Consider the following 13,061-nt stretch of genomic DNA (forward strand, 5'->3'; position numbering starts at 1 on the left):
CGTTTTCGGAGATTAGCATCCTCGTCTGGACATGACTGTTGGGCCATGGTCGCAAGCGGCGTCAGAAAGATAGCAAGAGCAGAATCAACGGTGGCGAGAGTAGCGATAGCAAGAAGCCGTTGACGATGGCGATGGGCACGCAGGCCACGCCACCGTGCTGCTGAATGACGGGCAGGGTGAAGTCCATGGACGTGGCGCCGCCATAGCCGATGGCGAGCGGCGTGGCGCGATGAATGACCAGGGGGATGAGCAGGAAAGCGAACAGTTCACGCGCCAGATCGTTGAAGAAGGCCACGCCGCCGAGCACGGGCCCGAGCTGGTCGCCGATGAGAATCCCGGAGAGGGAATACCAGCCGAAACCGGCGGCCATGGCGAGGCCCTCGTTCCAGCGTAGATCGAGTAGCGGGGCGGCCAGCAGGCCGCCCAGCAGTGAGCTGAGCGCCACGCTGATGGCGATGACCAGGCCGTGGCGATTGAGCAGGATTTGCTTGAGCGGCATGCCCGAGTTGCGCAATTGGCAGCCGATCAGCGCCAATAGCAGGTAGAGCGCCCATTCGGCGAGTGGCTCCGCCCAGGCCTGTACGACCCCGGCGCCCCAATGACCGGCCGCCACGCCGAATAGCGTTCCCAAGACCACCACGCCTGCCAGCGACAACGAGCCGGCCAGCGCCGCGCCGGTGCTGGTCGGTGCGTTGGCGACGCGCGGCGACTCTCCGACACGCAGGCGGCTGCGGCGTGACAACCAGGCCAACGCCAGCAAGTTGAGCGGGGTGATGATCGCGAACAAGGTTGCGGCCTGGCCGCTCATGCGCGAGAGCTGGCCCAACAGGTCCTCGAGGCCGGCGAGACTGACGCCCATCAGGAACAAGATGATGTAGACCGAGCCATTGACGCCACGGTCGATCGTGGCAAGCACGCCGGCATGACGTACCGGCACCAGATAGCCCACGATCAGAGGAAGCAGTATCAACAAAAGTCCGGCCAGCATGCCCGCTCCTGGGTAGTGTAAGTCGTCTCGGAAGCGGTCACTCTATGTGAGCCGGGAGGAGCACGCAAAAGCTTTTGCTTATGGGTGGTTAGCAGCTTTCATCGACTCAACTCAGTCAGCGTCATGCGACTCGTCAACTCGCCGTCGCGGTAGTATTCCACGCTGATCAGCAAGCCGGGTGTGGTCGATGAAAACGCCAGGCGCAGGCGGCGGTCGGGCTTTTCCGGATTCCATCCATCGATCCAGCGTGCTTCGAACTCGCCGGCTGGCACGTCGAGGGTTTGTGGTGCCGCGACGCGATAAGCGAAATGCTCGGTACGTCCTTTATGGTCGGCATACGCCAGTTCGCAGGGCGTGGATTCGCTCCCCTGACAGGGGGCGTCGTCCAACTCGCGGGATAACTGGAACAAGGCGCTCTGGCGATCGGGCAGATCGGCGAGATCGCTTGCCGACAGGTGGTAACGCTCCCCGAGGCCGAACAGCGAGTAGCCACTGGCGTAATGCCAGGCATTCAGTTCGCCGCCGTCGAGGCGGAACTTGCCGCGCTCGTAGCCCTTGGCGGTGAGGATGCTGGCGCGCATCTCGCTTTGCCAGTCGTTCGCAGCAATATGGCTGAGACGATGATGGACGTCGGCATCCGGCCAGCCGTCGAGGCGCAGGTGATAGGTGGCGGAAAAGGGGTGGGGGGCGGCATGCGCATAGGACATGACGCCGAGACAGGCCCAGCAGGCGACGAGTGCCAGGGCGGTGAAGCGGTGCAATCCGTGCATCTTGGACTCCCTCGAGTGCCGGCGCGGGGCGCCGTTTCCATGTGCAGCGTGGCGTGTCAGGCACTACGCTGAAAGGGTAAAAGCCAATTCGTTTTCCACCTTCCTGCAGGAGTCCGACGCATGGCCAGAATACTCGTGATTGCCGGTGATTTCGTCGAGGACTACGAGATCATGGTGCCCTTCCAGGCACTGCAGGCGATGGGACATGACGTCGACGCGGTCTGCCCGGACAAGAAAAAGGGCGATAGCGTCAAGACAGCCATTCACGATTTCGAGGGCGATCAGACCTATTCCGAGAAGCCCGGCCACCACTTCATCGTCAATGCCAGCTTCGCCGAGATCGAGGTCTCACATTACGATGCGCTGGTGATACCGGGCGGGCGCGCCCCAGAATATCTGCGCCTCGATGAGCGCGTGCTGGCCATCGTGCGTCACTTCCTGGAGGCCGACAAGCCCGTTGCTTCGATCTGTCACGGGGCGCAGTTGCTCGCTGCGGCGGCATCGCTGGCTGGGCGACGTGTCTCGGCTTATCCCGCTTGTGCGCCAGAGGTGCGCTTGGCGGGCGGCGAATTCGTCGAGCTTGCGGCGGATCAAGCGGTGACCTGTGGTCGGTTGGTCTCGGCGCCGGCGTGGCCCGCGCATCCCGAATGGCTGAAGCAGTTCAACGCCTTGCTTTGAGCGCCCGACCCGGGCGCTTGGCTGGTCATTGCATGGCGTCGAGGTCGTCGCGGGTGGGCAGTGCCGTGTAAGCGCCGGGGCGCGTTACGGCGAAGGCCCCGCAGCGACAGGCACGCTGAGTGGCGTCTCGCAAGCGGGTTTCGTCCTGGCACCAGTCGCCGAGCGTGGCGGCGGTGACATCGGCCTCGGCCAGTTGCGCCAGCAGGCCGCCTACGAAGGCGTCGCCTCCGGCGGTGGTGTCCACAGCCGTCACGTCGGGCGGTGTCACGTGAATGACCTTGCCAAGCCGATGCACGACGACCGGGGCTGGCCCGTCGGTGATCACGATCAGGCGCACGCCAGCGGCCAGACGCCATTGCAGCCAGGTATCGACGTCGTGATCGCCGCGCAGTAGGTCGAGCTCCTCGCGGGACAGCTTGAGCAGGTGCGCGTGGTCGAGCAGGGCGGTGACACGGCCGATATCGACGCGGTTATCGGGCCACAGATTGTGGCGCAGGTTGGCATCGACGCTGATCAAGGCCTCGCCGCGCCGCGCGATGTCGGCGATGCTCAGTGTGGTCTCGGCGATTGCGTCATCGGTGAGGCTGTTGCTGCACATATGCAGGATCGCCGGCTCGGCGAAGATGCCCGCGGGCAAATGCTCAAGACGATAAAGCAGATCCGCCGCAGGTGGACGGTAGAAGTCGAAACGCCGCTCGCCCTGGGCATCGCGCGAGACGAAGGCCAGGGCCGTGCGCGCCTCGCGCGTGCGGCGAATGTCCTCGACCGACACACCATGACGCGCGAGTTCCTCGACGAGAAAGTCGCCGAAGCGGTCGTCGCCGACCATGCCCAAGAAGCGACTCGGCAGCCCCAGGCGCGCGCAGGCCACAGCGACATTGGCCGGCGCGCCGCCCGCATAGGGCGTGAAGGTTTCGGGGATGTCGTCGGTGGCGCCATCTAAGCGATTGGATAGCATGTCGACGAGGGCTTCGCCGAAGGCGATCAACGGTGTCATGACGCATCCTCCCGAGACTTCTTGCTGCGCGTTTTATCCTTGCTCTTGGCGGAGGTGGTCGGAAAGTGCTCGCGCACCAGCGACAGCAGGCCTTGAGTGGAGACATCGAAATCCGCCGCGTTGGTGTCGATGCGCTCGCTGATCTCGCCGGCGATACGCTTGCCGAGCTGCACGCCCCATTGGTCGAAGGAATTGATGTTCCAGATCACGCCCTGAACGAAGACTTTGTGTTCGTACAAGGCGATCAGTGCGCCCAGATTCTTGGGCGTCAACTCATCGAGCAACAGTGTGCTCGAGGGACGGTTGCCGGGACAGCTATAGGGATCGAGCTGGCTACCGTCCTGGCTGCCTTCCATGAAGGCGTTGGCTTGCGCCAGCATGTTGGTGAGCAGGGCGAAGTGGTGATCCTCGAATTCCGGCTCGGGTTTGAGCGAGGCGATGAAGTCGATGGGCACGTAGCGCGTGCCCTGATGAAGCAGTTGGAAGAACGCATGCTGCCCGTTGGATCCCGTCTGCCCCCAGACGATGGGGCCGGTCTTGTAATTCACCGGCTGACCGAAGATATCCACCGACTTGCCGTTGGATTCCATGTCGAGCTGCTGGAGAAACGACGGTAGCTGATGCAAGGCCTGATCGTAGGGCACGATGGCATGCGTCTCGGCGCCGATGAAATTGATGTACCAGATGCCGATCAACGCCATGAGTACCGGCATGTTCTGATCGAATGGCGCCTCGATGAAGTGCTGGTCCATCTCGTAGGCACCTTCGAGGAGTTCCATGAATCCTTCGAAGCCGATGGACAGCGCGATGGGCAGACCGATCGACGACCACATCGAGTATCGCCCGCCGACCCAGGCCCAGAATTCGAAGACGTTTTCCTCGCGGATGCCGAATTCCATCGCGGCCTTGCGGTTGGTCGAGGCAGCAATGAAATGCGCGCCGACATCGGCATCTTCGCCGGCATTGTCTAGGAACCAGCGTCGTGCGGTCTTGGCGTTGAGCAGCGTTTCCTGGGTAGAAAAGGTCTTGGTCGAGACGATGAACAGCGTGGTCGCCGGGTCGAGTGCTCTGAGCACTTTCTGGATGTGCGCGCCGTCGACGTTGGAGACAAAGTGAAAGTTGAGTTCGCCGTCGCGGTGCTTGAGCAGCGCGCGGCAGGCCATGTTGGGTCCCAGGTCCGAGCCGCCGATGCCGATGTTGACCACATCTTTGATCCGCTCGCCGCTGTAGCCTTTCCAGTCACCGCTGCGTACTTCTTCCGAGAAGCGCTTGATCTGTTCGCGCGTGCTCTGAATCTCGGGCATGACGTCCTTGCCATCGGCGTAGACCGGCTCATCGCCCAGATGACGCAGGGCGGTATGCAGGACCGGGCGATCTTCGGTGACGTTGATGATGTCACCGGAGAACATCTGCGCGCGACGCTGGACAAGCGCCGAGTGATCGGCGAGCTCGATCAGTTTGGCGAGCACGGCATCCGAGACGTGGTGCTTGGAATAATCCAGGAACAAGCCGCCGACGCGCAGGCTCATCTTGTCGAAACGCTTGGGGTCGGCGGCAAAGTAATCACTGATGCGATCATCGGCGGTCTCGCGGTGGAGACGTTCGAGAGCGCGCCAGGTGACGCTGCGCGTGAGTTGGAACATGGCGTCATCCTTCTTCATGAATCGAGCGGCATGACCACGCGGGTCGGTTGGATGAATCGTGTCAGCTCGCCGTCGGGTCCACAATGCTCATTCGACGAAAGCTGCATGCGAGACGCTGGCTAGGCCACACGATGACTGCGTGCCTCTTCAAGCAATGCGAACCAAGTGGCCCGATCCAGCGTCAGGTTGCTGTCACGGTGCAATGCTTGAATACGGCTTTCCTTGAGGGTGCCGATGACCGGCGCGGGATGTCCCGGCAGGCGTCGTAGCCAGGCCAGCGCCAATCCGGCGGTGCTCGACTCGAACTCTTCGGCGAAATGCTCCAGCGCGCTGCCCAGGACATCTTCGAAGACCAACCCACCGCCTAGTGGCGACCAAGCCATGGGCGCGAGGTCGTCGGCGATCACGGCATCGTAGAACCCATCGAAAAGCACTTCCGGACGTGCCAGCGACAACTCGAATTGATGCGCGCCGAGCGGGTGGCGCATGGCGGCTTGTAGGCGCCGCCACTGTTCGGGCAGGAAGTTGGATACTCCCACTGCGCCGATCTTGCCAGCGTCGATAGCGGCGTCCAGCGCCACACCGGTGGCGTGAGCATCGAGTAATGGATCGGGGCGGTGTAGCAGGAAGTGATCGAGGCGCTCGACGCCAAGCTGCTTCAGCGATGCGTCGATTCGCGCGTTCAGATAATCGGGGGAGGTATCGTAATGCTTGACCCCGAAGCGCGACGTGTCGCGCGCGGGCAGCACGATATCCGTTTTGGTGATTACCTTGACGCGGGCCTTGAGCGCCGGACGCTGTGCCAAGGCCTCGCCGAACAGTCGTTCACACTCACGATTGCCGTAGATATCAGCGTGATCGAACCAATCGAGCCCTTCATCGAGGCGTGCTTCGATCCAGTCGGCCAGGCGTGTGGCGCTGGCTAGCTCGGGGCGCTCGTGGAGGCGCATCATACCTAGTACGAAGGGAACGTCGAACGTCAGCTCATCGCTCATTGCGTCATGTCCTCGCGGGTCAGAGTGGTGGCCAGGAGGTGCTGGGCGCCAGGCACCAGCCATACGGGGTCGACGCGGGTACAGGCGGCTTCGACGCATAGGAAGCGATGCCCGATGTCGGCGGGCGTGTCGCCGGGCAATTCAGTGTCGGGATGCCAGACCACCGTGGAATCGCTGCCTTGCTTGGCGATCTGGAGGCGACGTGCGCCGTCGTCGAGTACGAGTGGACGATTGGATTCGTAGATGCGATCCAGTGGGCCGCGTACGCCGAGCTCGCCTTGTTGGTGCGCCTCGGAAAAGTCCTGGCGCTTGTCCAGGTAGCGCGCGCCGGCCAAGCCCTCGACACGGCATTGGTGGGTATGCGCAACACTCAGGTAGCTATGCAATGCCGCGGTCAGTTTTACGGGCGTTTCACCGCGGTGTTCGGTAATCAACTCGACATGCAGGCGCTGGGCGCTGGCGTGGATCATCACGCGGGGCGTGAGTTGTTCGTCGAGGCGCGTCGTCGGCGATAGATGCACCTCGACGCCTTCATCCTCATCGTCGATCCCGTCGAGGCGCCATTCGGCCTGACGCGCCGTGCCATGCATGGGGCCGCGGCCGTCCGGCGACTCGTCGGCGAACCAGGGCCAGCATACCGGGATGCCGCCGCGTATCGTACCCGGCAACGCTTGTGGCGTGGGCGTTACCCATAGCCAGCCATCCTCCGTGCCGGGCGCGAACGGTAAATAATGCAGCACCTGGGCGCCTTGCAGAGAGACTGCTAGCTCGCCCCAGTCGGCATTGAACAATAGCACGCGACGCCCCAGCCATTCGGCTTCGCGTTGCCCCTGGGTCGCGTCGAGCAATTGACGCAGGGAATCGGGAATCATGCCACCTCCTCGTTATGTAACGCTTCGCAGGCACCCAGCAACCCATTCCAGGGTGCTGTGACCACCCACACGGGAATGTGAGCAGTGTACGCGTGCATGCGCCCTTTGTCGGCGAAGGCGTCACGGAAGTGGCTATGGGGCAGCCAATCGAGCAGGCGTGGCAGGATACCGCCACACAGATAGACGCCGCCGCGCGCACCGAGCATCAAGGCTGCATCGCCACTGACATCGCCGAGAATCTTGAGGAAGCGCTCTAGAGACTGACGCGCGAGCGGGTCGCCAGCGCGTGCCGCGCCGGTCACCTCGGCAGGCGTGTTGTAGTGGGCAATCTGCTTGGCCAGATGCGCATTCGCGCGATAAAGATCCAGCAAGCCTTGACCACAGAGAATACGCTCCACCGAGACGCGCCCGTAGTGTTGGTAAAAGTACGCCAGCAGCTCGCGTTCATGCGCGTCGGTGGGCGCGAAGGACACGTGTCCACCTTCGGTGGGAAGTGGTATCCAGTCGTGTTGACCGGGAAAGAGACCTGCCATGCCCAGGCCGGTGCCGGGGCCGAAGATCAATCTTGCGCTGCCCGGGGCAGCTTCGCCTTCTCCTAGTGGTACCAGGTCCTTGGCATCCACGTGGGGAACACCCAGTGCTTGTGCGGTGAAGTCATTGATGACCTTGAACAGCTCGAAACCGAACTCCTCGGTGACCTGGCGCTTGGAGAAGCTCCAGGCGTTGTTGGTCATGCGGACTTCATCGTTGTGTACGGGGCAGGCAAAGGCGAGGCAGGCCTCGCGGGGGACGTCCGCGCCTACCTCGTCGAGGTAGGCGCGAATCGCCTCGGACAGTGTCGGGTAATGTGCACAAGGAAGCGTTCGAATGGCCTGAAGATCGAACGCCCCCGGCGTCACCAAGGCGAAGCGGGCATTGGTGCCGCCGATGTCGCCAATCAAGGCAGGTCGGCTCATTCAAGCATCCTCGTCTTGAATGTGCGCTCCTTGACGAGCGAGGTCGTCGGCCTCGAAGCCGCCCAGCACGCTGCAGCCTTCCTCGCCGCGCATGGCGAGTTGACGGAAGCCGCTGAAGAGCTCGCGTCCCAGTCCCACATGGTAGTGGTCGAGATTGCCGACAGCCTGCTCGCGTTGCGCCCAGGTCTGTGCGTCGAGTTTTACTTCCAGGCTGCCGTTGTCGGCGTCGAGGCGCACGACATCGCCGTCGCGAAGCTTGCCCAACGGACCGCCGTCGAGGGCTTCCGGCGTCATATGGATCGCTGCAGGGACCTTGCCGGAGGCGCCGGACATACGGCCGTCGGTCACCAGCGCGACCTTGTAGCCGCGATCCTGCAGGACCCCGAGGTAGGGCGTGAGCTTATGCAGCTCGGGCATGCCGTTAGCCTGGGGCCCCTGAAAGCGGACGACGGCGATGACGTCACGGTCCAGCTCGCCGGCTTCGAAGGCGCCCTGAAGGTCGTTCTGATCCTCGAAGATCCGAATGGGCGCCTCAACCAGGCGATTTTCCTGCTTCACGGCGGAAATCTTGATCACCCCGCGTCCCAGGTTGCCGTCGAGTACCGTCAGTCCACCGGTCGGGGAGAAGGGGTTCGATACCGGACGCAGGACGTCCTCGTCGAGGCTTTGTTCGGGGCCTTCGCGCCAGATCAGTTCGCCGTCTTCGAGGAAGGGCTCTTTGGTGTACGCCGTCATGTCGGTGCCGAACGCGGTCGGAATGTCGCTGTGGATGAGCCCAGCCTTGATCAGTTCACGGAACAAGAGGCTCATGCCGCCCGCGGCCTGGAAGTGGTTGATGTCCGCTTGGCCGTTGGGATAGACGTGCATCAGGCTCGGCGTTACCGCGGAAAGGTCGGTGAAGTCATCCCAGGTCAAGGTCAGCCCCGCAGCGGCAGCCATGGCTACCAGGTGCAGGGTATGGTTGGTGGAGCCGCCCGAGGCGAGCAGGCCGACGATGGCGTTGACGATGGCACGCGCGTCGATCTGCTTGTAGAAGGGCCGGTAATCGCCGCCCGGCTCGGTGTTGCGAATCGTCTGCTGGGTGGCGAACTGGGTCAGGGCTTCGCGCATTTCGGTGCCAGGATTGACGAACGATGTCCCTGGCAGGTGCAGGCCCATCATTTCCATCATCAGCTGATTGGAGTTGGCGGTGCCGTAAAAGGTGCAGGTGCCAGGGCTGTGGTAGGACTGCGACTCGGCTTCCAATAGATCTTCGCGAGAGGCCTTGCCCTCGGCAAACAGCTGGCGGACCCGGGCCTTTTCCTTGTTGGGCAGGCCGCTGGGCATCGGGCCGGCGGGCACGAAGGTGGCCGGCAGATGGCCGAAACGCGCCGCCGCAATGAACAGCCCCGGGACGATCTTGTCACACACACCAAGGTAGAGGGCGCCATCGAACATGTTGTGTGACAGGCCTACCGCCGTGGCCATGGCGATGACATCGCGTGAAAACAGAGACAGCTCCATGCCGGGCTGGCCCTGCGTAACGCCGTCGCACATGGCGGGGACGCCACCCGCGAACTGGGCGGTCGAGCCCATTTGTCGAGCGGCGTCCTTGATGGTGGCAGGGAAGGTCTCGAGGGGTTGGTGCGCCGACAGCATGTCGTTGTAGGCCGATATGATGCCCAGGTTGGCGGAGTTCATCAGCTTGAGCTGATTCTTGTCCTGGCTGCCGCAGGAGGCGACGCCATGAGCAAGGTTGCCGCAGCTGAGATCGCTGCGGTGGACGCCGCGCTTGTACTGATCGTGCATGCGCTTTTCGTAGAGCGCCCGGCGCTCCTTGGAGCGTTCTTCGATGCGGTGAGTAACGTCGGCAACGGTCTGATTCAGTGGCATGTCAGGACCTCATCAAGTGCGTTGGGTGATCATGTAAGTAAATTTAGCAAAAAATACCTTGATGGTCGTGCGTCTTTTGCCCAAATTAAGAGGATAGCTGTAGTATTCTTCCAAAAGATACTTATCGTATCCTTGGGGTGACGCCAATCAAAGGAGGAAGCCAATATGACGCTGCGTATTGCAATCAACGGGTTTGGGCGTATCGGTCGTAACGTCCTGCGGGCTCTCTACGAAAACGGTTATCGCGACCGCGTCGAAGTCGTGGCCATCAACGATCTGGGCGACCCGTCGCTCAACGCCCATCTACTCAAGCATGATAGCGTGCATGGACACTTCATGTTCGAGGTGGGGCACGACGACGAGTCGCTGAACGTCGATGGCGACCGCATCCGCATACTATCCGAGCGTGATCCGGCCGCCTTGCCCTGGACATCGCTGAATGTCGATCTGGTCATGGAGTGCACGGGGCTCTTTACCAAGCGTGACGCCGCCGCCAAGCACCTCGAGGCGGGCGCCGAACGTGTGCTGATCTCCGCGCCCAGCGGCGATGCCGATGCCATGGTGGTGTTCGGTGTCAACGAGGACGTGTTGACCAGTGAGCATCGTGTGGTTTCCAACGCCTCTTGCACCACCAATTGCCTGGCACCGGTCGCTAAGGCGCTCAATGATGCGGTGGGCATCGAAAACGGCTTGATGACGACGGTGCATGCCTACACCAACGACCAGAACTTGTCCGACGTCTATCATAAGGATCCCTACCGGGCGCGTAGCGCGACTCAGTCGATGATTCCTACCAAGACGGGCGCTGCCGCAGCCGTGGGTCGAGTATTGCCCGAGCTCGAAGGCAAGTTCGATGGTTTGGCGGTCCGCGTGCCGGTCATCAACGTGTCGCTGGTCGACCTGACCTTTACGGCCGGCCGTGAAACCACTCAGGAAGAAATCAACGCCATCGTCGAGAAGGCGGCCGAGAATTCTCCGGTGCTGGCCTCTAACGCCCAGCCATTGGTGTCGATCGATTTCAACCACGATGCGAACTCGTCCACCTTCGACGCCAATCACACGCGCGTCAACGGTCGCCTGGTCAAGGTGATGGCCTGGTACGACAACGAATGGGGTTTCTCCAACCGTATGCTGGATACGGCACTGGCAATGCACGCGGCCAAGTAAGGTCGTCGTCGGTGACGTAACCACCCCGTGTGGGAGCGTCCGGATACACGTCTCGCGCACTCACGGCTCCGCTCGATCGTTGTCCGTTCGCTCTCGCTTCCCATCGGGTACGTCAGGTACTCGGGAAATCAGGCGCCTCAGGGCGCCTTTTTTCTGCCGGAGACATTCAAGATTCGATACCCCGCGGCCGATGTTCAAAGTAAGGCAGCACCGCATTGCCACTGGCATATTGCAACTTTCGTGACGATGCCTCAGCTCCTGTCCTGTAGAGAATGACGAAAGTGCCATAATGGGTCCATCATCACGTCATGGTCGGGTTTATACCCTTCCTGTGATAGACTGCAGAAGGCATGCATCATTTCTCATCAACGGAACGGGCATCATGCGCGATTTTGTGCAACAGGCTCATCGGCTAGTCGGTGTCATGCTGCGCGACGGACACCGCAATCGCCAAGGGAAGATCACCGGTGTCGATCAATCGCGCGACACGCCTGCCGTCTACGTCGCTTGGTCGGGACAGTCCCGTTGCGAGCGTGTGGCGCTGGGCATTGAAGAGCTGCGCACCCTGGTGTCGGCCTATCTCGAAACGCATGATCGCCGACCCGTTGAGCAAGCCGAGCCGGAAGCTTCACAGGTCTCGCCGCCGCAGCGGCGCACCGGGGTGCGGTAGCCCGCTTGTGCCTTCGCCGAGTCAGCGGTCGTGTGAATTCGTCACGAAGCCTGTGAAGTGGGGCGATGACTCATTATGGACATACCGGCCGCGAAGGGGTTCTCCACGCTTCCCAGCGATTGCGATGCATTGCTGGAGGGCTCTCCCGCCATCCTATATGCGACCGGCCCCGGCTGGTGGCGCAATGATCTGCACTACGTTAGCTATAATCTCGCGACGCTGATCGGCGCCACGCGGGCGCAACTTCAGTCTACCCCTGCTTTGTGGCTCGAGCATGTGCGCGATGCCGAGGAAGTCGAGGCGCGTCTGCTCGATAGGCTAGCGGCGGGCGAGTCGCGTATTCGCCTGTATTACTGCATCACGTGCGCCGAAGGGCATGTTCGCTACATGCAAGACGACATCGCGGTGCAGCGTGACGCTACGGGCGATGTTATCGAGTTGATCGGTTCCCTGGCCGACATCAGCGAGACGCAGGTGGCGCTTACCCGTCTTGAGGGGTTGGCCGACAGCGAGCGCCGTTATCGCTTCATCGTCGAAAATGTCAGCGATGCTATCTTGTTGATGGACGCTGATGGGGAATGCCGTTTCGCGTCGCCGTCGATTCGCGGCCTGCTCGGGCATCGTCCCGAAACGTTGCACGAACGCGGACTGTTGGAGTTGTTGCCGCCGGACGACGCGCCGCGCGTGCAACGCCTGATTCACGATGCCTCGCGTCATGGCGAACCGCTGCGCATGGAACTGCGCATGCGGCATCGGCTAGGCCATTATGTGTGGCTGGAGACCTGCTGTTCGCCCTATTTGAATCCTGCCAGCGAACGCTACGAATGGATCCTCGCGGTGGCCCGCGATATTACCGACCGCAAGCATCGCGAGCATCGTCTGCATGAGCTTTCGACAACTGATAGTCTCACCGGAGCGCTCAATCGTGGTGCCTACTTGAGTTGCTTGCGTAGCGGCCTGGAGGCCGCCGATCATGTGGCCCAGCGTGTGTCCCTGGTGATTTTCGATATCGACCATTTCAAGGCGATCAACGACACTTGGGGTCATGCGGCCGGCGATCTGGTGTTGGCTTGCGTGGGTGAGATATGCCGTACTGCGTTGCGCGATCACGATGTATTCGGACGCATCGGTGGAGAAGAATTCTCGTTGATGCTGGCCGGTCAGTCGCTGAACGACGCGGCGTTGCTGGCCGAGCGGCTGCGCAAGAAATTCGAAAGCGTACGGGTCGAATTTCATGGCGAATGGCTGAGCTTCTCGGTCAGTTTCGGCGTGGCGGAACGCCAATCCCGCGAGGGGGTGGAGTCGCTGCTGCATCGCGCTGACATGGGGCTCTATGCCGCCAAGCACAACGGCCGTAACCGCGTGCATCAGGCGCCGCCGCAACCCGTATGAACAGGTTATGCAATTACCCGATCCTCGTATGCCACATCGCCGCGCGTTAGCCGGACACGGC

General features: G+C 62.0%; 12 protein-coding genes. 4 read left to right on the top strand and 8 right to left on the bottom strand.

Annotated features, from left to right (window positions below; all coding sequences use genetic code 11):
- Positions 1-61: 61 nt before the first annotated feature.
- Positions 62-988, bottom strand: coding sequence for a lysine exporter LysO family protein (locus tag OP494_RS00400; RefSeq protein ID WP_280538773.1), 927 nt, complete (start codon positions 986-988; stop codon positions 62-64).
- 98 nt (positions 989-1,086) lie between these two features.
- Positions 1,087-1,758, bottom strand: coding sequence for a hypothetical protein (locus OP494_RS00405; protein WP_280538774.1), 672 nt, complete (start codon positions 1,756-1,758; stop codon positions 1,087-1,089).
- 120 nt (positions 1,759-1,878) lie between these two features.
- On the opposite strand from OP494_RS00405, the gene OP494_RS00410 reads away from it, so the two are divergent.
- Entirely contained in the window at positions 1,879-2,436 is a 558-nt protein-coding gene (locus OP494_RS00410) for a DJ-1/PfpI family protein (protein WP_280538775.1), read from the top strand.
- 25 nt (positions 2,437-2,461) lie between these two features.
- Here the strand turns inward: OP494_RS00410 and OP494_RS00415 are convergent, their stop codons facing one another.
- The 6 genes from OP494_RS00415 to edd all read right to left on the bottom strand — a co-directional run bounded on the left by OP494_RS00415 (position 2,462) and on the right by edd (position 9,771).
- The gene (locus tag OP494_RS00415) at positions 2,462-3,433 is read right to left on the bottom strand and encodes a carbohydrate kinase (protein ID WP_280538776.1); all 972 of its coding nucleotides are present in this window, start codon (positions 3,431-3,433) and stop codon (positions 2,462-2,464) included.
- Positions 3,430-5,076 carry a glucose-6-phosphate isomerase gene (gene pgi / locus OP494_RS00420; RefSeq protein WP_280538777.1) on the bottom strand — a complete coding sequence of 549 codons (1,647 nt, stop codon included), beginning with the start codon at positions 5,074-5,076 and terminating at the stop codon, positions 3,430-3,432. Before pgi ends, OP494_RS00415 begins: the two co-directional genes overlap by 4 nt.
- A 119-nt stretch (positions 5,077-5,195) precedes the next feature.
- Positions 5,196-6,071, bottom strand: coding sequence for an aldo/keto reductase (locus tag OP494_RS00425; RefSeq protein WP_280538778.1), 876 nt, complete (start codon positions 6,069-6,071; stop codon positions 5,196-5,198).
- The gene (locus tag OP494_RS00430; RefSeq protein ID WP_280538779.1) at positions 6,068-6,943 is read right to left on the bottom strand and encodes a D-hexose-6-phosphate mutarotase; all 876 of its coding nucleotides are present in this window, start codon (positions 6,941-6,943) and stop codon (positions 6,068-6,070) included. The genes OP494_RS00425 and OP494_RS00430 overlap by 4 nt, the downstream gene beginning before the upstream one ends.
- On the bottom strand, positions 6,940-7,899 hold the full coding sequence (gene glk / locus OP494_RS00435) for a glucokinase (RefSeq protein WP_280538780.1): 960 nt from the start codon (positions 7,897-7,899) through the stop codon (positions 6,940-6,942). Before glk ends, OP494_RS00430 begins: the two co-directional genes overlap by 4 nt.
- On the bottom strand, positions 7,900-9,771 hold the full coding sequence (gene edd / locus OP494_RS00440) for a phosphogluconate dehydratase (protein ID WP_280538781.1): 1,872 nt from the start codon (positions 9,769-9,771) through the stop codon (positions 7,900-7,902).
- A gap of 165 nt (positions 9,772-9,936) precedes the next feature.
- On the opposite strand from edd, the gene gap reads away from it, so the two are divergent.
- The 3 genes from gap (at position 9,937) to OP494_RS00455 (ending at position 13,000) form a co-directional block, all read left to right on the top strand.
- A complete protein-coding gene (gene gap, locus OP494_RS00445) occupies positions 9,937-10,938 on the top strand; it encodes a type I glyceraldehyde-3-phosphate dehydrogenase (RefSeq protein ID WP_277811091.1) in 1,002 nt (333 codons plus the stop codon).
- A gap of 382 nt (positions 10,939-11,320) precedes the next feature.
- Positions 11,321-11,608, top strand: coding sequence for a hypothetical protein (locus tag OP494_RS00450; protein ID WP_280538782.1), 288 nt, complete (start codon positions 11,321-11,323; stop codon positions 11,606-11,608).
- A gap of 75 nt (positions 11,609-11,683) precedes the next feature.
- Entirely contained in the window at positions 11,684-13,000 is a 1,317-nt protein-coding gene (locus tag OP494_RS00455; protein ID WP_280538783.1) for a diguanylate cyclase, read from the top strand.
- Positions 13,001-13,061 lie beyond the last annotated feature (61 nt).

Origin of the sequence: Chromohalobacter sp. 11-W, from assembly GCF_029889905.1 — a bacterium.
Taxonomy (GTDB): Bacteria; Pseudomonadota; Gammaproteobacteria; order Pseudomonadales; family Halomonadaceae; genus Chromohalobacter.

Bases quoted from the DNA above. Each gene is read 5' to 3' on its own strand.
- OP494_RS00400 (WP_280538773.1), bottom strand. From the start codon at position 988: ATGCTGGCCGGACTTTTGTTGATACTGCTTCCTCTGATCGTGGGCTAT.
- OP494_RS00405 (WP_280538774.1), bottom strand. From the start codon at position 1,758: ATGCACGGATTGCACCGCTTCACCGCCCTGGCACTCGTCGCCTGCTGG.
- OP494_RS00410 (WP_280538775.1), top strand. From the start codon at position 1,879: ATGGCCAGAATACTCGTGATTGCCGGTGATTTCGTCGAGGACTACGAG.
- OP494_RS00415 (WP_280538776.1), bottom strand. From the start codon at position 3,433: ATGACACCGTTGATCGCCTTCGGCGAAGCCCTCGTCGACATGCTATCC.
- pgi (WP_280538777.1), bottom strand. From the start codon at position 5,076: ATGTTCCAACTCACGCGCAGCGTCACCTGGCGCGCTCTCGAACGTCTC.
- OP494_RS00425 (WP_280538778.1), bottom strand. From the start codon at position 6,071: ATGAGCGATGAGCTGACGTTCGACGTTCCCTTCGTACTAGGTATGATG.
- OP494_RS00430 (WP_280538779.1), bottom strand. From the start codon at position 6,943: ATGATTCCCGATTCCCTGCGTCAATTGCTCGACGCGACCCAGGGGCAA.
- glk (WP_280538780.1), bottom strand. From the start codon at position 7,899: ATGAGCCGACCTGCCTTGATTGGCGACATCGGCGGCACCAATGCCCGC.
- edd (WP_280538781.1), bottom strand. From the start codon at position 9,771: ATGCCACTGAATCAGACCGTTGCCGACGTTACTCACCGCATCGAAGAA.
- gap (WP_277811091.1), top strand. From the start codon at position 9,937: ATGACGCTGCGTATTGCAATCAACGGGTTTGGGCGTATCGGTCGTAAC.
- OP494_RS00450 (WP_280538782.1), top strand. From the start codon at position 11,321: ATGCGCGATTTTGTGCAACAGGCTCATCGGCTAGTCGGTGTCATGCTG.
- OP494_RS00455 (WP_280538783.1), top strand. From the start codon at position 11,684: ATGGACATACCGGCCGCGAAGGGGTTCTCCACGCTTCCCAGCGATTGC.